18 protein-coding genes, 7 tRNA genes and 1 pseudogene are annotated in these 18,011 nt (G+C 61.4%); 21 read left to right on the forward strand and 5 right to left on the reverse strand.

All coding sequences use genetic code 11. The features are described from left to right. The coding region (locus LPW30_RS15305) for an RNA-guided endonuclease InsQ/TnpB family protein (RefSeq protein WP_239681295.1) at positions 1-1,133 on the reverse strand (1,133 nt) is incomplete at its 3' end. Between LPW30_RS15305 and tnpA the strand changes: the two are divergent. Further along, positions 1,074-1,355, forward strand: a pseudogene (tnpA, locus tag LPW30_RS15310) (IS200/IS605 family transposase); the annotation flags it as partial. The gene LPW30_RS15305 and the pseudogene tnpA overlap by 60 nt on opposite strands. Before the next feature lie 231 nt (positions 1,356-1,586). Here the strand turns inward: tnpA and LPW30_RS15315 are convergent. Then, complete coding sequence (locus LPW30_RS15315) at positions 1,587-1,817, reverse strand: maturase (protein ID WP_239681296.1); 231 nt, start codon at positions 1,815-1,817, stop codon at positions 1,587-1,589. Positions 1,818-1,924: 107 nt separating this feature from the next. On the opposite strand from LPW30_RS15315, the gene LPW30_RS15320 reads away from it, so the two are divergent. Beyond that, positions 1,925-2,122, forward strand: coding sequence for a type II toxin-antitoxin system HicA family toxin (locus LPW30_RS15320; RefSeq protein WP_239681297.1), 198 nt, complete (start codon positions 1,925-1,927; stop codon positions 2,120-2,122). After that, entirely contained in the window at positions 2,119-2,358 is a 240-nt protein-coding gene (locus LPW30_RS15325) for a hypothetical protein (RefSeq protein WP_238625518.1), read from the forward strand. Before LPW30_RS15320 ends, LPW30_RS15325 begins: the two co-directional genes overlap by 4 nt. Positions 2,359-2,400: 42 nt before the next feature. Here LPW30_RS15325 and LPW30_RS15330 read toward each other — a convergent pair whose 3' ends face one another. The 3 genes from LPW30_RS15330 to LPW30_RS15340 form a co-directional block, all read right to left on the reverse strand. Then, positions 2,401-2,655: a Txe/YoeB family addiction module toxin gene (locus LPW30_RS15330; protein ID WP_239681298.1), complete on the reverse strand. Its 255-nt coding sequence runs from the start codon at positions 2,653-2,655 to the stop codon at positions 2,401-2,403. After that, positions 2,652-2,903, reverse strand: a complete 252-nt coding sequence (locus LPW30_RS15335) for a type II toxin-antitoxin system Phd/YefM family antitoxin (protein WP_238625515.1) — start codon at positions 2,901-2,903, stop codon at positions 2,652-2,654. Before LPW30_RS15335 ends, LPW30_RS15330 begins: the two co-directional genes overlap by 4 nt. A gap of 74 nt (positions 2,904-2,977) precedes the next feature. Then, complete coding sequence (locus tag LPW30_RS15340; protein WP_239681299.1) at positions 2,978-3,391, reverse strand: YchJ family protein; 414 nt, start codon at positions 3,389-3,391, stop codon at positions 2,978-2,980. A gap of 174 nt (positions 3,392-3,565) precedes the next feature. On the opposite strand from LPW30_RS15340, the gene LPW30_RS15345 reads away from it, so the two are divergent. The 18 genes from LPW30_RS15345 to LPW30_RS15430 all read left to right on the forward strand — a co-directional run bounded on the left by LPW30_RS15345 (position 3,566) and on the right by LPW30_RS15430 (position 17,991). Continuing rightward, positions 3,566-5,260, forward strand: coding sequence for an acetolactate synthase 3 large subunit (locus LPW30_RS15345; RefSeq protein ID WP_239681300.1), 1,695 nt, complete (start codon positions 3,566-3,568; stop codon positions 5,258-5,260). A gap of 2 nt (positions 5,261-5,262) precedes the next feature. Beyond that, a complete protein-coding gene (ilvN, locus tag LPW30_RS15350) occupies positions 5,263-5,757 on the forward strand; it encodes an acetolactate synthase small subunit (protein WP_025280894.1) in 495 nt (164 codons plus the stop codon). 47 nt (positions 5,758-5,804) lie between these two features. After that, a complete protein-coding gene (ilvC, locus tag LPW30_RS15355; RefSeq protein WP_025280895.1) occupies positions 5,805-6,821 on the forward strand; it encodes a ketol-acid reductoisomerase in 1,017 nt (338 codons plus the stop codon). A 48-nt stretch (positions 6,822-6,869) separates the two neighbouring features. After that, the gene (locus LPW30_RS15360) at positions 6,870-7,499 is read left to right on the forward strand and encodes a phosphatidylserine decarboxylase (protein ID WP_239681301.1); all 630 of its coding nucleotides are present in this window, start codon (positions 6,870-6,872) and stop codon (positions 7,497-7,499) included. After that, the gene (pssA, locus tag LPW30_RS15365) at positions 7,496-8,251 is read left to right on the forward strand and encodes a CDP-diacylglycerol--serine O-phosphatidyltransferase (protein WP_025280897.1); all 756 of its coding nucleotides are present in this window, start codon (positions 7,496-7,498) and stop codon (positions 8,249-8,251) included. Before LPW30_RS15360 ends, pssA begins: the two co-directional genes overlap by 4 nt. An 87-nt stretch (positions 8,252-8,338) precedes the next feature. After that, positions 8,339-8,415, forward strand: a tRNA-Pro gene (locus tag LPW30_RS15370). A 27-nt stretch (positions 8,416-8,442) separates the two neighbouring features. Continuing rightward, positions 8,443-8,519, forward strand: a tRNA-Arg gene (locus LPW30_RS15375). Between the two features lie 36 nt (positions 8,520-8,555). Then, positions 8,556-8,631 (forward strand) — tRNA-His (locus LPW30_RS15380). A 59-nt stretch (positions 8,632-8,690) separates the two neighbouring features. Continuing rightward, a tRNA-Lys gene (locus LPW30_RS15385) sits at positions 8,691-8,766 on the forward strand. Positions 8,767-8,897: 131 nt separating this feature from the next. Beyond that, positions 8,898-8,983 (forward strand) — tRNA-Leu (locus LPW30_RS15390). 111 nt (positions 8,984-9,094) lie between these two features. Continuing rightward, complete coding sequence (tig, locus tag LPW30_RS15395; protein ID WP_239681302.1) at positions 9,095-10,405, forward strand: trigger factor; 1,311 nt, start codon at positions 9,095-9,097, stop codon at positions 10,403-10,405. Further along, on the forward strand, positions 10,405-11,052 hold the full coding sequence (gene clpP, locus LPW30_RS15400) for an ATP-dependent Clp endopeptidase proteolytic subunit ClpP (RefSeq protein WP_025280899.1): 648 nt from the start codon (positions 10,405-10,407) through the stop codon (positions 11,050-11,052). The genes tig and clpP overlap by 1 nt, the downstream gene beginning before the upstream one ends. A gap of 111 nt (positions 11,053-11,163) precedes the next feature. Further along, positions 11,164-12,438: an ATP-dependent Clp protease ATP-binding subunit ClpX gene (gene clpX / locus LPW30_RS15405; RefSeq protein ID WP_025280900.1), complete on the forward strand. Its 1,275-nt coding sequence runs from the start codon at positions 11,164-11,166 to the stop codon at positions 12,436-12,438. Between the two features lie 251 nt (positions 12,439-12,689). After that, the gene (lon, locus tag LPW30_RS15410) at positions 12,690-15,128 is read left to right on the forward strand and encodes an endopeptidase La (RefSeq protein WP_025280901.1); all 2,439 of its coding nucleotides are present in this window, start codon (positions 12,690-12,692) and stop codon (positions 15,126-15,128) included. 339 nt (positions 15,129-15,467) lie between these two features. Further along, complete coding sequence (locus LPW30_RS15415; RefSeq protein WP_025280902.1) at positions 15,468-15,740, forward strand: HU family DNA-binding protein; 273 nt, start codon at positions 15,468-15,470, stop codon at positions 15,738-15,740. 12 nt (positions 15,741-15,752) lie between these two features. Further along, positions 15,753-15,828 (forward strand) — tRNA-Val (locus tag LPW30_RS15420). A gap of 45 nt (positions 15,829-15,873) precedes the next feature. Beyond that, positions 15,874-15,950, forward strand: a tRNA-Asp gene (locus tag LPW30_RS15425). Between the two features lie 139 nt (positions 15,951-16,089). Beyond that, entirely contained in the window at positions 16,090-17,991 is a 1,902-nt protein-coding gene (locus tag LPW30_RS15430; RefSeq protein WP_239681303.1) for a SurA N-terminal domain-containing protein, read from the forward strand. The last annotated feature ends 20 nt before the right edge of the window (positions 17,992-18,011 follow it).

Below are 18,011 nucleotides of genomic sequence, written 5' to 3' on the forward strand. Positions count from 1 at the left end.
TGGGTCTTGCGGTTGGCCTTGTCCGCATGACCACAAGCCGGACACATCCGGCTGGTGTTGCGTGGATTCACCGCAATGACCATTCCACCGCGCCATGTCTGCTTATATTCAAGCTGGCGTCGGAACTCGGCCCATCCCTGATCCAGAATGGATCGGTTCAGGCCCGATTTGGCCCGGACATTTCGCCCCGGCAGATGGACCGTGCCTGCTGCCGACTTGGACATATTCCGTACCTGCAAGTCCTCTATCACAACGACTGCGTGGTTTTGGCTGATCGCGGTCGAGGTCTTGTGCAGGAAGTCGCGGCGGGCATGGCCGATGCGGGTGTGAATGCGCTGGATACGGGCTTTGGCCTTTTTCCAGTTGTTGCTGAATTTGACCTTGCGGCTCATCGCCCTTTGAGCCCGCGCCAGTTGCCGTTGGCGCTTTTGAAGGGCACTGGCCGGGGCAATGATCTCGCCGCTGGAGAGGGCGGCGAAGCAGGCCACCCCCATATCCATGCCGACGATGCTGCGAGCCGGGTGGCGGGGATCTTCGATCTCCTGCCGCGCCTGGATGGATACATGCCAGCGCCCGCCCGAGAGGGAGACGGTGACATTGCGCACCTCGCCCACCACCTTGCGGCTGTTGCGATAACGCACCCAGCCCAGTTTGGGCAGAAAAATACGGCTGTTGCCCTGGTCGAGTTTGATCTGTTTCGGATCGGGATAGCGGAAGCTATCGGACTGGCCTTTCTTCTTGAAGCGCGGAAAGTCCGCACGCTTGGCGAAGAAATTGGCGTAGGCGCGCTCCAGGTCCTTGAGCGTCTGTTGAAGCGGGTGCGTCGGTGCATCGGCCAGCCATGGCGTTTCCGGCCCTTTGCGCCACTCGGTGAGCAGCTTGCACAGTCCGGCATAGCCGAGCTTCTTCTCGCCTTGCTCGTAACGTTTCTTCTGCAACGCCAACGCCTTGTTGAACACGAACCGGCACGAGCCAGCGAAACGGCGCATTTGCCGTTCCTGATGGCCGCCGGGGCGTAGCTCAAACTTGAAGGCTTGGAGCTGTTGCATGCAGAGATTATAGTTTAGCCTACGAGCAAGGTCTGCACCGACTTCGAGGCACAACTGATCGAGATGGACGGCGAGGACGATCATATGCATCTGCTGGTGGAGTATCCGCCCAAGGTGGCCGTCTCGAACCTCGTGAACAGCCTCAAGGGCGTCTCCAGCCGTCTGCTTCGCAAGGAGCGCCCGGACATCGAGAAACGCTACTGGAAGGGCGTGCTGTGGTCGCCGTCCTACTTCGCATCCTCCTGCGGCGGCGCGCCGATCTCCATCGTGCGCCAGTACATCGAGCAGCAGCAGACACCTCACTGAAACCCAAGGACGGCTACGCCGTCCGCGCTATCCTTCCCCGCCCTGAACGGCGGGGCTTGTCGCGCGCTGGGTCGTTGCCGTAATGAATCTGCATCGGGAGCCTGGCTACTGGAAGGGGCGTCGTTGAGTGCCGAATCGGGTAAGGACGGGTGTTTAGCCCGCCCTCCCCACACCACCTGGCATGCGGGTCCGCACCACGCGGTTCACAAGAAGGGAGCACACACGACGATTTCAGGTATAACCATGCGCTTTCATCCATTGATCGCGGATGCTGATCAAGCCCTGGCGTTTCAGCCAGTCATTGGTCATCCCGGTCTGGGTGCCGAGGGATCGGGACAGGTGCCAGTAGCTTTTGGAGCTCATGCCTGTCCAGATGGCGGCACGTTTTGGCGTTCCCAGGGCCAGCAGGTGGAGGATGTGGACATATTCCATCAGCGTCTTGAGCCGGTGATCCATGGACATGCCCCAGCTCCGGCCGGTGAGCTCCACACGGACAAATTACTCGCTGCGCTCATTATTTGTCGGTGAGCGCAGCGTTATGCGACCAGGAGGGTAGCCAGGGAGATGTCATGCCACCGAAAGTTCGAGAACTAATCAAATCCCTCAAACAAGCCGGCTTCGAGGATCACGGTGGCAAGGGAAGCCACCGGAATTTCATCCACCCAAACGTGTCGAAGCCTGTGACGATTTCTGGCAAACTCGGGGATGACGCCAAGAAATACCAGATACGGGCTGTAGGGAAGGCAGTCCAGGAGTCGAAGAAATGAAAGAAAGTGCCCTTTACGCCAAGATTGTGGAATGGTCCGAAGAGGATCAGTGTTTTGTGGGTAGCGCGCCGGGCCTGCTTTATGGAGGTTGCCACGGGACGGACGAAAAGGAGGTCTTCGCCGAACTCTGCCAGATTGTAGAAGAAGCCATCGAGCTGTATCAACAGGAAGGCAAGCCCCTTCCTCCCCCTACGGCTGGCCGCGATCTCGCCAATGCCTTGCAGCAAATCGCATAACGAGTTGGTGAACTGATTGACCCCGCCACTGTGGATGGCGAATCAGTAGTGATACCGAAGCTGAGCGATCAGCAAAGCGTCATCTGTCACCTTGTAGATCATGCGGTGTTCATCGTTGATTCGACGGGACCAGTAACCTGCGAGGCCATGTTTGAGGGGTTCCGGTTTGCCGGCGCCTTTGAACGGTTCGCGCTTGGTTTCCTTGATCAGTGTGTTGATTCGGAGAAGGGTGTTTTTGTCAGTTCTCTGCCAGTGCAGGTAGTCTTCCCATGCGTGCTCGGAGAAGATGAGTTTCATTCAGGAAGTTCCTTTTCCTGGCCGCCGCCTTGCTCCAGCTCGGCAATGGATTCCAGCAAGCGACGGGCATTTTGGGGTGTGCGCAGGAGGTAGGCCGTCTCTTGCAACGCCTCGTAGTCCTCAAGAGAGAGCATGACCACGGACTGGGCCTTGCTCCGGGTGATGATCACGGGAGCATGGTCCTCACAGACCTGCTCCATGGTTTTTGCGAGATTGGCTCTGGCGGCTGTGTAGCTGATGGCATCCATCAGGTTGCTCCTGTACAGGATGTTGTATCGGTGCAGGATACTGTACAGTGAGCGCCTTGCCAATCGATGGCATGTCACCCCGGGAAATCCCCGTCCACGTAATACCACCGCCCATCCACGCGCTGGAACCGGCTGCGTTCGTGCAGGCGTATGCCCCGGCCGGCGATGCGGGAGCGGGCCACGAACTCCACCTCGCCGCGGTCATCCCCCACGCCGCCAGCTGACGTGGCACGGATGCTCAGCCCCAGCCACTGCTGGTTTGGCTCCAGTTCCAGCAGGGGAGGGCGTGTCCTGGGCAGCCAGGTGTCCAGCAGGTAGTCGGTCCGCCCCTCCACGAAGGCGGTGTACCGAGAGCGCATCAGGGCTTCGGCCGTTGGGGGGAGGGAGGTGCCATCCAGAAAGGGGCCGCAGCAGCGTTCGCGGTGGAGGCCGGAGCCGCACGGGCAGGGTGCGTTGTCAGCCCGTGGCGGGTGCTTGCGTTTTGGCATGTGGGTTCTCTTCGGAAGGGGGGTGATCCAGTGTATGGCCGGCGGTAGTGAAATTCCCACCAGATCATATTATGATCGACCCTTTTCCCCTCGCTTCCGTGCGGCGCGCTCATCACGCGTCCGGGAGCGACCCCGAGACCAGGCCCGCAGAGCGCGCAGCAGGAGACCCAGACCGTGGAATTGACCGGTGCCGAGATATTTGTCCGATGCCTGCAGGAAGAGAATGTCGATACCTTGTTCGGCTATCCTGGGGGCTCGGTACTGCACATCTACGACGCCCTGTACCGTCAGGACAAGGTGGAGCACATCCTGGTGCGCCATGAGCAGGCCGCCGTGCACGCTGCAGAGGGCTACGCCAAGTCCACCAATCGCCCCGGTGTGGTGCTGGTGACCTCCGGCCCCGGGGCCACCAACGCGGTCACGGGCATCGCCGATGCCTACATGGATTCCGTGCCCCTGGTGGTCTTCAGTGGCCAGGTGCCCACCAGCCTGATCGGCAACGATGCCTTCCAGGAAGTGGACACCGTGGGCATCACCCGGCCCTGCGTGAAGCACAATTTCCTGGTGAAGGACGTGAAGGACCTGGCCACCACCATCAAGAAGGCCTTCTACGTGGCCACCACCGGGCGCCCGGGGCCCGTGGTCGTGGACATCCCCAAGGACATCACCGCCGACAAGTGCGAGTTCCAGTATCCGCGCTCCATCAAGATGCGCTCCTACAACCCCACGGTGAAGGGGCATCCGGGGCAGATTCGTCGCGCGGTGGACCTGATACTCTCCGCCCGTCAGCCGGTGATCTACAGCGGTGGTGGGGTGATCCTGAGCAATGCCTCCAAGTCGCTGACCGAGCTCACACGGCTGCTGAATTACCCCATCACCAACACCCTGATGGGCCTGGGCGCCTACCCCTCGTCGGACAAGCAGTTCATCGGCATGCTGGGGATGCACGGCACCTATGAGGCCAATATGGCCATGCATCACGCGGATGTGCTGATTGCCATCGGCGCCCGCTTTGATGACCGGGTGACGGGCAATATCGAGAAGTTCTGTCCCAATGCCCGCATTGTCCACGTGGACGTGGATCCGGCCTCCATCTCCAAGAACGTGAAGGTGGATGTGCCCATCGTCGGTCAGGTGGACAGCGTGCTCAAGGCCATGATCAAGGAGATCAAGGCCGGGGAGCGCCGCCCCGATCCCGAACCGCTGGAGAACTGGTGGAAGCAGATCGACGAGTGGCGCTCCATGGACTGCCTCAAGTACGATCGCGACAGCGAGCTGATCAAGCCCCAGTACGTGCTGGAGACCCTGCATCGCCTCACCCAGGGGGATGCCTTCGTCACTTCCGACGTGGGGCAGCATCAGATGTGGACGGCCCAGTTCTACGGCTTCGACAAGCCCAATCGCTGGATCAACTCCGGCGGCCTGGGCACCATGGGCTTCGGTCTGCCGGCGGCCATCGGCACCCAGTTGGCCCACCGGGACGAGACCGTGGTCTGTGTGACCGGCGAGGCCAGCATCCAGATGTGCATCCAGGAGTTGTCCACGGCCCTGCAGTATCATCTGCCCATCAAGGTGGTGGCCCTGAACAACCGCTACATGGGCATGGTGCGCCAGTGGCAGGAGTTCTTCTATCAGGGGCGTTATGCCATGTCCTACATGGATGCCCTGCCGGACTTCGTGCAGCTTGCCGAGGCCTACGGGCACGTGGGCATGCGCATTGAGTCGCCGGGCGACGTGGAAGGGGCGCTCAAGGAGGCCCTGGACATGAAGGATCGTCTGGTCTTCATGGACTTCATCACTGACCAGAGTGAGAACGTCTATCCCATGATCCCGGCCGGTGCGGGCCAGAACGAAATGATCCTCCTGTAATCATGCGACACATTATCTCGATACTGATGGAAAACGAGTCCGGTGCCCTCTCCCGGGTTGCCGGCCTGTTCTCGGCTCGTGGCTATAATATTGAATCGCTGACCGTGGCGCCCACCGAGGATCCCACCCTGTCCCGACTGACCCTGGTCACCCGGGGGTCGGACCAGGTGATCGAGCAGATCACCAAGCAGCTCAACAAGCTGGTGGATGTGGTCAAGCTGCTGGATTTGACCGAGCATCGCCACATCGAGCGCGAGATGATGCTCATCAAGCTCAAGGTGCAGGATGCCGACCAGCGCGCCGAGGTGATGCGCATGGCCGAGATCTTCCGCGGTCACATCATCGATGTGAGTGCCGCCACCTACGTGGTGGAGCTCACCGGCGACAGCGACAAACTGGACGCCTTTGTGGAATCCATGAGCCACTTCGAGGTGATCGAGGTGGTGCGCTCCGGCGTCATGGGGATTGCCCGTGGCGACGTGGCCCTGAAACTCTGATTGCTCTTTCCCTTCAACCCAACGTTCATTTTCCGGGGATTTACCAAATGCAGGTCTATTACGACAAAGACGCCGATCTTTCCATCATCCAGGGGATGAAGGTGGCCATCATCGGTTATGGCTCCCAGGGTCATGCCCATGCCAACAACCTGAAGGATTCCGGCGTCGACGTGACCGTGGGCTTGCGCCCGGGTTCGTCCTCCGCCAAGAAGGCCGAGGACGCGGGCCTGAATGTGAAGAACATCGAAGTGGCCGTGAAGGGTGCCGACCTGGTGATGGTGCTGGCCCCGGATGAGCATCAGGCCGACCTGTATGCTCAGCAGATCGAGCCCAACCTGAAGGAGGGCGGTGCCCTGGCCTTCGCCCATGGCTTCAATGTGCATTTCGAGCAGATCCAGCCCCGCGCCGATCTGGACGTGCTGATGATCGCCCCCAAGGGCCCCGGTCACCTGGTGCGTTCCACCTACACCCAGGGTGGCGGTGTGCCCAGCCTGATCGCCGTCTACCAGGACGCCACGGGCCGCGGCCGGGAGATCGCGCTGTCCTATGCCTCCGCCAATGGCGGTGGTCGTGCCGGCATCATCGAGACCACCTTCAAGGACGAGACCGAAACCGACCTGTTCGGCGAGCAGGCCGTGCTCTGCGGCGGTGCCTCTGCCCTGGTGCAGGCCGGTTTTGAAACCCTGGTCGAGGCGGGGTACCCGCCGGAGATGGCCTACTTCGAGTGCCTGCACGAGCTCAAGCTGATCGTTGACCTGATGTACGAAGGTGGCGTGGCCGACATGCGCTACTCCATCTCCAACACCGCTGAATACGGTGATATCACCCGGGGCCCGCGCGTGGTGAACGAGCAGACCAAGGAAGAGATGCGCAAGATCCTGAGCGAGATCCAGACCGGTGAGTTTGCCCGTGAATTCATCCTGGAAAACAAGGCCGGTGCGCCGCGCCTGAAGGCCAGCCGTCGCCTGGCCCGCGAGCACGATCTGGAAGTGGTGGGCAGCCGCCTGCGGGACATGATGCCCTGGATCAAGGACAACAAGATCGTCGACAAGTCCAAGAACTAAAGCCTCAACGCCCCGGGTGCGCGCCGCGTGCCCGGGGCCGGGATGATCATGTTACCCATTGCTCCGGAAGGACGTGCCTATCTTGCGCTGCTGGCCGTGTTGGTGGCCGTGGCGCATTTGTTTTTGGGCGTGTGGGCCGCCCCCACGTGGCTGTTGCTGCTGGGCGGCTTTTTTGTGTTTCGTAACCGGGGGCGGGATACACCCTCCCGCCCGCTGGCCGTTTTCAGTCCGTTGGATGCGCGGGTGACGGCCGTGGACGAGTGCCACGACCCGTTCCTGGAGCGTCCGGCGTTGCGCATCACCCTGCGCCAGAACTGGCGTGGGGAGTTCAATATGTACAGCCCGCTGGAATGCCGGGTGCAGCAATTCTTCCGTCGCAAGACCGATAATGCCGTGGATGCCAGCGGACATCTGGCCGTCTGGTTGAAGACCGACGAGGGGGATGATGTGGTTGTGGCCATGCAAAGTCGTTCCTGGCCGCATGTATTCAATTGCATGGCCGGTAGCGGCGATCGTCTGGGCCAGAGCCGTCGTTGCGGCTTTCTGGGGTTTGGCCGGTGGGTTCAGGTTTACCTGCCCCCCACGTCGCGTGCCGAGGTGCGGCCGGGCCAGCGTGTGGCTGCGGCGACGGATGTGATGGCCACCCTGGTCCATAAAAAGCAGGAAGCCGAGTCGTGAACGACGAAGGTGAGGCAACGCCCCCACGGGGGCGGCGCGGTATCTACCTGCTGCCCAACCTGTTCACCACGGGGGCGCTGTTTGCCGGTTTCTACGGCATTATCGCCGCCTTTGAGGGGCAGTTCACCGCGGCGGCAGTGGCGATCTTCGTGGCCATGATCCTGGATGGCGTGGATGGGCGCGTGGCCCGCATGACCCAGACCCAGACCGCCTTCGGGGCCGAGTATGACTCCCTGGCGGACATGGTCTCCTTTGGCGTGGCGCCCGCCATCATCATCTATTTGTGGGCCCTGTCGGGGCTGGGGCAGCTGGGCTGGGTGGTGGCCTTTTTCTATGCCGCCGCCACCGCCCTGCGTCTGGCCCGGTTCAATGTGAAGGCGGGTAGTTCCGACAAGCGTTTTTTCCAGGGGCTGCCGAGTCCATCGGCGGCCGCCGTGCTGATGGGGATGGTGTGGGTATGGAATGAGTTGGGCTTTGCGGGTCAGGATCTGTTCCTGCTCGCGTTGCTGCTCACGGTGCTCAGCGGTGCGGCCATGGTGAGCAATCTCACCTACTTCAGTTTCAAGGATATGGATTTTCGTCACCGCGTGCCGTTCTTTGTCGTGCTGGGGGTGCTTTTCGCGGTGATGCTGACAGCCCTGGATCCGGCCAAGGTGCTGTGGACAGGGTTCTTGCTGTATGCCCTGTCCGGCCCGGGCTTGGCGCTGCTGCGCTGGCGGCGCAAGCGCATGCTGCGTGCCGGAGGGGATTGACCCTGTTCGCGCATTGACGCGGTGGAAATATGGGTTTAATATCCACGGCTTCCGCGTCGCCTTGGCTGTTTGTGAGGTTGGGAAATCCGGGGTATAGCGCAGTCTGGTAGCGCGCCTGCTTTGGGAGCAGGATGTCGGGGGTTCGAATCCCTCTACCCCGACCATAAAGACCCGGAGGATGCGTGGACTCCGCGCCCGTAGCTCAACTGGATAGAGCATCGGCCTTCTAAGCCGAGGGTTGCAGGTTCGAGTCCTGCCGGGCGCGCCATTTGCCGGGTGACCGGTGGCAGTGTTGAAAATGATGGTGGCCGTAGCTCAGATGGTAGAGTCCCGGATTGTGATTCCGGTTGTCGCGGGTTCGAGCCCCGTCGGCCACCCCATCTTCTGGCAGGGTATCTGGCGACCCTGGCAGTAACCCGAAAGCGGGTACCAGTCAGACGGGCCGTTAGCTCAATTGGTAGAGCAGTGGACTCTTAATCCATTGGTTGAAGGTTCAAGTCCTTCACGGCCCACCATTTTGTGTGTTTCGAAAAGGCCCGGCGCATGCCGGGCCTTTTCGTATCTGCGGCACGGGCGGCGCAATGGGTTATAGTGCGTGTGGCGTGCTTGTATAATCCCGGGTTTGCACGGTTGGTAATGGATGCATGCGAAAGTGGCGGAACTGGTAGACGCGCTGGATTTAGGTTCCAGTGGGGAAAACCCGTGAGAGTTCGAGTCTCTCCTTTCGCACCAATTTACGCGTTTGGCAAGTCGAGCCCGCAGTGGCTGCAAGGCGCCCCAAGGGACGCCGGGTTTGCCACGACTCAAGATTCGAAAATTTAGAGGCGAAGAGGTTTTCATTCCATGCAAGTATCAGTGGAGTCCCTGAGCAACCTGGAGCGGCGGATGACGGTGCAGGTGCCTGCCGAGCGCATTCAGGAAGAGGTGGATCGTCGCCTCAAGTCGCTGGTCAAGCGCGTGCGCATCGATGGTTTCCGTCCCGGCAAGGTGCCCCTCAAGGTGGTGCAGAAGCGCTACGGCGAAGGTGTGTATCAGGAAGTTCTGGGCGAGATCCTGCAGTCCTCCTACCAGGAGGCCCTGGCTCAGGAGCGCATCATCCCCGCCGGCACCCCGGACATCGAGCCCCAGTCCATGGAGGCGGGTCAGCCGCTGGAATATGTGGCCACCTTCGAGGTGTTCCCCGAGGTGCAGCCTGCCGACATGTCCGGCGCCCAGATCAAGCGTCCTCAGGTGGAGATCACCGAGGCGGATGTGGACAAGGTGATCGAGTCCCTGCGCAAGCAGCGCCGTGAGTGGGTGGATGTGGAGCGCCCGGCCGCTGAAGGAGACCAGGTGGTGGTGGACTTCAAGGGCACCCTGGATGGCGAACCCTTCGAGGGCGGCGAGGCCGAGGACGTGCCGATTGAACTGGGCCAGGGTCGCATGATCAAAGACTTTGAAGACCAGCTGCCTGGCGTGACCCCCGGTGAGGAAAAGACCATTGAGGTGAACTTCCCCGAGGATTACCCGGCCGAACACCTGGCAGGCCGCACGGCCGAGTTCGCGCTCACCGTGAAGAAGGTCCAGGAGGCTTCCCTGCCGGAGCTGAACGACGAGTTCGCCAAGGCCTTCGGCGTGGAAGAGGGCGGCATGGAGAAGCTGCGCGAGGAAGTGAAGAACAACATGTCCCGCGAGATGGCGCAGGCGGTCAAGGCACGGGTCAAGGACCAGGTCATGGACGCCCTGCTGGAGCGTAATTCCGTCGACCTGCCGTCAGCCATCGTGCAGGAAGAGATCAACCGCCTGCGCGAGCAGACTCAGTCCCGCTACGGCATGAACCAGGAAGGGGCGCCGCAGCTGCCCGACGAGCAGTTCAAGGCAGACGCCGAGCGACGCGTTGGCCTGGGGCTGGTGATCCGCGAGATCGTTCGCCAGCACGATATCAAGGTGGACCAGGACAAGGTCACCGCCGAGCTGGAGGCCATGGCCGCCGGTTATGAAGATCCGCAGCAAGTGATCAGCTATTATCGTGGTAACAAGCAGGCCATGAGCGGATTGGAAGCCATGGTGCTTGAGCAGCAGGTGGTCGAATGGGTGCTGGCCCAGTGCGAGGTCAGCGACGAACCCATGAGTTTCGACGCCCTCATGAATCCTTCCCAGGAGAATCAGGCCTGATGCAAGATGATGGTTTGACAAGTGGTGGGGCCCAGGATACCCGGGCCCTGAACCTGGTGCCCATGGTGGTCGAACAGACCGCCCGTGGCGAACGCGCCTATGATATTTACTCACGCCTGCTCAAGGAGCGGGTGATCTTTGCCGTGGGTCCGGTGGAAGACTACATGGCCAACGTGATCGTGGCCCAGATGCTGTTCCTGGAGTCGGAGAACCCCGACAAGGACATCAGCCTCTACATCAATTCGCCGGGCGGTGTGGTCACCGCCGGCCTGGCCATCTACGACACCATGCAGTTCATCAAGCCGGACGTGAGCACCCTGTGCATCGGTCAGGCTGCCAGCATGGGTGCCGTTCTGTTGGCCGGTGGCGCCAAGGGCAAGCGTTACTGCCTGCCCCATTCGCGGGTGATGATCCACCAGCCTCTGGGTGGTTTCCAGGGCCAGGCCACGGACATCGATATCCACGCCCGGGAAATCCTGAAGGTTCGGGATCAACTCAATGGCATCCTGGCCCGCCACACGGGGCAGTCCATTGAGCGTATCGCCGAGGATACCGAGCGGGATCGTTTCCTGAGTGGCCCGGAGAGCCAGGAATACGGCATTGTGGACAAGGTGCTCGACGTCCGCACGCCGCCGGCGAAGCCCTGATAGTCGGGTGCCGGGCGCGCTCCGGCACCCAATAACCCTGCCCGCGGGCGGCTTGCATCCTGCTGATAAAAGGGGCAAGGTGTAACCGAACGGTACGAATTGAGGTCGGCGATGAGCGACAACAAAGGCAAGGATTCGGACAGCGGGAAACTGCTTTATTGCTCCTTTTGCGGCAAGAGCCAGCATGAGGTGCGGAAGCTGATCGCGGGTCCGTCCGTGTTCATCTGCGACGAGTGCGTGGAGCTGTGCAACGACATCATCCGTGAGGAGATGCAGGAGCAGGCGGCCGCCTCGGGCAGCAAGTTGCCCACGCCCCACGAAATCAACCAGATTCTCGACGAATACGTGATTGGTCAGGAGCGGGCCAAGAAGATCCTCTCCGTGGCCGTGTACAACCATTACAAGCGTCTGGAAGCCAAGAGCGGCAAGGACGACGTGGAGCTGGCCAAGAGCAACATCCTGCTCGTTGGCCCCACCGGCTCGGGCAAGACCCTGCTGGCCGAGACCCTCGCCCGCCTGCTGAATGTTCCCTTCACCATCGCCGATGCAACCACCCTCACCGAGGCGGGGTACGTGGGCGAGGATGTGGAGAACATCATCCAGAAGCTGCTGCAAAAATGCGACTACGATGTGGAAAAGGCCCAGACGGGTATCGTCTACATCGATGAGATCGACAAGATCTCCCGCAAGTCCGACAACCCCTCCATCACCCGTGATGTATCCGGCGAGGGTGTGCAGCAGGCACTCCTGAAGCTGATCGAGGGCACCGTGGCGTCGGTGCCACCCCAGGGTGGCCGCAAGCACCCTCAGCAGGAATTCCTGCAGGTGGATACGCGCAACATCCTGTTCATCGTGGGCGGGGCGTTCTCCGGCCTGGAAAAGGTCATTCGGGACCGCACCGAGAAGGGCGGTATCGGCTTCTCTGCCGAGGTGAAGGCCAAGGATGAATCCCGTTCCAGTTCCCAGGTGCTGTTTGGCGTGGAGCCGGAGGACCTGGTCAAGTTCGGTCTGATCCCCGAGTTCGTGGGTCGGCTGCCTCTGGTGGCCACGCTGGAGGAGCTGGATTCAGATGCCCTGATCCGCATCCTCACCGAGCCCAAGAACGCCCTGACCAAGCAGTATCGCAAGCTGTTCGAGATGGAAGGGGTGGAGATCGAGTTCCGCGAGGATGCCCTGCGGGCCGTGGCCAGGAAGGCCATGGAGCGCAAGACGGGTGCCCGTGGTCTGCGCACCATTCTGGAGCAGGTGCTCCTGGACAGCATGTACGAGATCCCCTCCACGGAGAATGTCTCCAAGGTGGTCATCGATGATGCAGTGATCATGGGGGACGCCAAGCCCTACCTGATCTACGAGAACTCCGACTACCAGAAGGCCGCGTCGGACTGATCGGTATCCCCGGCGCCATGCTGGCCAAAGGGGGGCAGATTCAGATCTGCCCCCCTGTTCTGGTTTTTCTCACCATTCACCCCCCTTTTCTCTCGTTTTGACCCTCCCAGGCTGGAATTTCCGGCTTTTTTTCCTTTGGTCCTTGAATTCGCCGTTAACATACCCATCAAATAAGGTATTGGCGCGTGCCACCCCCCGCGCGCCGTGGATCGGCGGGGGCCCATACCGAATCCAGACGAGACCCAAGCACCATGGATAACGAACAGAAGACCCAAGCAGCCACCAACGAGCCCATCCAGACGGTGCCCGTCCTGCCGCTGCGGGACGTGGTGGTCTATCCCCATATGGTGATCCCGCTCTTCGTAGGTCGCGAGAAGTCCATTCGGGCGCTGGACACCGCCATGGAAAACAACAAGCAGATCCTTCTGGTGGCCCAGAAGAGCGCCGAGGTGGACGAGCCATCGGCGAAAGAGATCCACCGGGTGGGCACCCTGTCCACCATCCTGCAACTGCTCAAGCTGCCCGATGGGACCATCAAGGTCCTGGTGGAAGGCTCGGAGCGGGCGCGGGTGATGGAACTCACCGATGGCGAGGAGCATTTCTCGGCACAGATTTCCATGATCCCTCAGGAGACCAGCGTCGACGAGCGGGAGATGGAAGTGCTTACACGTTCGGTGCTCAATCTCTTTGACCAGTATGTGAAGCTCAACAAGAAAATCCCGCCCGAGATCCTCACTTCCCTGGCGGGCATCGAGGACGCTGCGCGCCTGGCGGATACCATCGCCGCGCACATGTCCCTGAAGATCGAGGAGAAGCAGAAGATCCTCGAGGTGGATGACGTGCGCACCCGCCTGGAGCACCTGATGTCCCTGATCGAAGGGGAGATCGACATCCTGCAGATCGAGAAGCGCATTCGCGGCCGCGTGAAGCAGCAGATGGAGAAGAGCCAGCGGGAGTACTACCTCAATGAGCAGATGAAGGCCATCCAGAAGGAGCTGGGCGACCTGGAAGATGCCCCCAACGAGTTCGAGGAGCTGCAGCGCCGGGTGGAAAAGGCCGGCATGCCCAAGGAGGCCAAGCAGAAGGCCCAGAACGAGCTCAACAAGCTCAAGATGATGTCACCCATGTCGGCCGAGGCCACGGTGGTGCGCAACTACGTGGAATGGCTCACCAGCGTGCCCTGGAAGAAGCGCTCCAAGGTGCGCAACGACATCGAGGAGGCCCAGCGGGTTCTGGACGAGGATCACTACGGTCTGGAAAAGGTGAAGGAGCGCATCCTCGAGTACCTGGCCGTGCAGCAGCGTGTGCGCAAGCTCAAGGGCCCCATCCTGTGCCTGGTGGGCCCGCCGGGGGTGGGCAAGACGTCCCTGGGGCGTTCCATCGCCCGGGCCACCAATCGCAAGTTCACCCGCATGTCCCTGGGTGGGGTGCGCGACGAGGCCGAGATCCGTGGTCACCGGCGTACCTACATTGGCGCCCTGCCGGGCAAGATCGTTCAGAACCTGTCCAAGGCGGGTACGCGTAATCCGCTGTTCCTGCTGGATGAGATCGACAAGATGGCCATGGACTTCCGGGGCGACCCGGCTTCGGCCCTGCTGGAAGTGCTGGACCCTGAGCAGAACAGCACCTTCGCGGATCACTATCTGGAGGTGGATTTTGACCTGTCGGACACCATGTTCGTGGCCACGGCCAACAGCATGAACATTCCCGGTCCGTTGCTGGACCGCATGGAGGTGATCCGTCTGCCCGGCTACACGGAGGATGAGAAGACCAGCATCGCCCAGAATTACCTGGTGCCCAAGCAGATGAAGAACAACGGCCTGAAGGAGGATGAGCTGAACATCAGTGAGGCGGCCATCCGCGATGTCGTGCGTTACTACACCCGCGAGTCGGGGGTGCGTAACCTGGAACGTGAGATCTCCAAGATCTGCCGCAAGGTGGTGAAGACCCATCTGATCAAGGCCTCGGACCGCAAGACCGTGGTCTCGCCCAAGAACCTGGACAAGTACCTGGGTGTGCGGCGTTTCCGCTACGGTGTGGCCGAGGAGCACGATCAGGTGGGGCAGGTGACCGGTCTGGCCTGGACCGAGGTGGGTGGCGAGTTGCTCACCATCGAGGCGGCTGTGGTACCCGGCAAGGGCAAGTGCATCCACACCGGCAAGCTCGGGGACGTGATGCAGGAGTCCATTCAGGCAGCCATGACCGTGGTGCGCAGTCGTTGCCAGACCCTGGGCATTGCCGAGGACTTCCACGAGAAGAAGGACATCCACATCCACGTGCCCGAGGGGGCCACGCCCAAGGATGGTCCCAGCGCCGGTATTGGCATGTGTACGGCCATTGTCTCGTCGCTCACGGGGATCCCGGTGCGCTCCGATGTGGCCATGACCGGGGAGATCACCCTGCGGGGCGAGGTGCTGCCCATTGGCGGCCTCAAGGAGAAGTTGCTGGCGGCCCACCGGGGCGGTATCGAGACCGTGCTGATTCCTCATGAGAACGAGAAGGATCTGGCGGATATCCCCAAGAACATCAAGAGCCGTCTGGATATCCGCCCGGTGCGCTGGATTGACGAGGTACTGGCCATTGCGCTCAAGGAGCGTCCGGCCGGTGCCGAGGAAGAGGCCCCGGAGAAACCGGAGGTGGCAGCCAAGCCCGCCGGCAAGGGATCCACAGGCCGCGTGCCGCACCACTAGCGCCTGACCCCGGCGTTTTGTCGGGAGTTGCCTGCGCGCACAGCCTCGGACGCGTCCGCAAGGACAGCCCGAGGGTGTGCGCGCAGGTTCTTGATAATGGCCACAAACGGCGCTGCGCGGGGCTTTGCGGCCCGGGCGCGTTGTTGACAGCTTCGAAATGCGCTTGGTATAAAGTCCGCGTTCTTGTCCAAGCGCCCATAACAATAAATCCCTGTAACCTCTGACGAACCGAGTCCGTGCCGCCCGTTTTTTTCAGGCGCTCAGGCTGGCTATTTCCCTTGACTCGGCGAGACGCCACGTGCTTCGTCCACGCTATTGCCTAACTGAAGGTACAACTGAATGAATAAATCCGAACTCATTGACGCCGTCGCCAGCTCCGCCGACCTCCCCAAGGCTGCAGCCGCGCGTGCGGTGGATTCCATTGTTGATGTGATTTCTGATACACTCCGCCAAGGCGATCAGGTGACAATCGTCGGTTTCGGAACCTTCCTGGTTCGTGAGCGCGATGCCCGCAGCGGCCGCAACCCGCGCACCGGCGACACCATCCAGATCCCGGCTTCGAAAGTCCCGAGCTTTAAGGCTGGTAAAGCACTGAAAGATGCTGTAAACTAGCGCGCTTTCATCGGGTGCTTAGCTCAGCTGGTAGAGCGTCGCCCTTACAAGGCGAATGTCGGGGGTTCGATCCCCTCAGCACCCACCAAGGTGTTCATTCCAGAAGAATTCTGGTAGCATTAGATCACAATTTGGAGCGGTAGTTCAGTTGGTTAGAATACCGGCCTGTCACGCCGGGGGTCGCGGGTTCGAGTCCCGTCCGCTCCGCCATATTCAAACAAAAAGGGTGCCTCAGGGCACCCTTTTTGCTTTCTGGTTCCCCTTTGGATCTGCTCACCTCCCCCGCGAAACCCGATGCGCTTTTGGGTATCATGGACCTCACTTTCCGTTGTTGGATAGCTAATACCCCATGCTTCTGAAAATTCGCGACAAGGCGTCGGGCTGGTTCGCCTACGCCATCATCATCATGATCACCATCCCGTTTGCTCTTTGGGGGGTTCACGAGTATTTCGGTGGCGGCGCCCGCCTGGTGGCGGCCGAGGTCAACGGCACCGAGATCACCACCCGGGAGTTGCAGCGGGAGGTGCAGCGTCAGCGCGACCAGATGGCGCAGTTTTTTGGTGGACGTCTGCCCGACGGTGTCCTGGATGAACAGGCCCTCCGGGAGCACGCTCTGCAATCCGTGATCCGGCGTGAGTTGGTCAGGCAGATCGTGAGCGAGCGTGGTTTCACCATCAGCCAGCAAGCGGTCGCCAGGGAGTTGTCCGGCATTGAAGTGTTCCATCAGAACGGTGTTTTCGACCCTGAGCGCTATCAAAGGCTGCTGGAAGCTCAACGTATCAGCCGCGGCGCTTTCGAGGCCGATGTGGCACAGGGTCTGCGTCTGGAGCAGTTCGAGGCGGGAGTTCGCAACTCGGCCCTGGTCACCGACGCCGAGGTGCGAGAGTACCTGCGCCTGAGCAACCAGGAGCGCACCCTGAGTTATTTCATCATCCCTGCCGAGGACTATGCCCGGGAGGTGAATATCGATGATGACCAGGTACAGGCCTACTATGCCCAGAATGAAGAGCGCTTCCGCACGCCGGAGCGGGTGCGCCTGAGTTATGTGGAACTGGATCTGGGGCGCCTGGAATCGGAGTTGAGTGTGTCCGAATTGGAACTGCGGCGTCATTATCGTCAGGAACTGGATCGTTTCACCTCGCCGGAGGAGCGCCGCGCGGCGCACATCCTGGTGCGCGTGCCCCGGGATGCGGATGATGCCCAGGTGGAGGCGTTGCGCAGCAAGGCCCGGGAGTTGCGCGCCCGTATCGATGAAGGTGAAGACTTCGAGTCGGTGGCTCGGGAGGCCTCCGAGGATGACTTCAGCGCCGGTGATGGTGGCGACCTGGGGTATCTGCAACGGGGGGACCTGGGATCGGCCCTGGATGGTGTGCTGTTCACCATGGATGAAGGGGAGATCAGCCAGCCGGTGCGGACCAATGAAGGTTTTCATATCCTGCGCCTGACGGAGATCCAGCCTGCTGAGTCGGAGCCCTTCGAGGCCGTGCGTGACGAGGTGGAACAGGAGGTTCGCGCCCGTCAGGTGGAATCCCGGCAGATCGAACTCATCGAGCAGATGATCACCCAGGCCTATGAAAACCCCCGCAGTCTGGCCGCCGTGGCGGATGCCACGGGTCTGGAAGTCCGTGAAACCGACTGGCTGACCCGCGATGAAGGCGAGGGCATCGGCGAGCAGGACGCAGTGCGCCGGGCGGCCTTCAGCACGCCGGTGCTTCAGGAGGAGCGCAACAGCGATCTACTGGAGTTGGCCGATGGCCGGGCCCTGGTGATTCGAGTCAAGGAGCACGAGCCGTCCACGCCCCGTCCTCTGGAAGAGGTGGAGGATCAAATCCGCGAGCTGATTCGTGCCGAGGAATCCGCGCGATTGGCACGAGAAGCCGGGGAGGTGCTGCTGCAGGCCCTCAGGGAAGGCGAGAGCTTGTCACAGGTGACTCAGGGCCTGCCGGGTGAACTGGATGAGAACCGCACGGTGACCCGCGAGGATGCCCGCGTGCCCAACGAAATCCTGCGCACGGCCTTTGGTCTGTCGGCGCCCCGGGAAGGGCGGCACACGGCGGGCGGCGTGAGCCTGGAAGATGGGGACTACGCGCTGCTGACCCTGCAGGAGGTACGGAACGTGGAACCGGATCAGCGTGCACTGAGCGGTGCTCGCGGTCATCTGCGTGGCCTGTATGGTGCGCTGGACTTCGAGGCGGTGCTGGAGTCCCTGCAGGCGCAGGCGGATATCAAGATCCACCGGGACAACCTCTGATCCCACGCCCCTCATCCCCA

Origin of the sequence: Ectothiorhodospira variabilis (assembly GCF_022227625.1) — a bacterium.
GTDB lineage: Bacteria > Pseudomonadota > Gammaproteobacteria > Ectothiorhodospirales > Ectothiorhodospiraceae > Ectothiorhodospira > Ectothiorhodospira haloalkaliphila.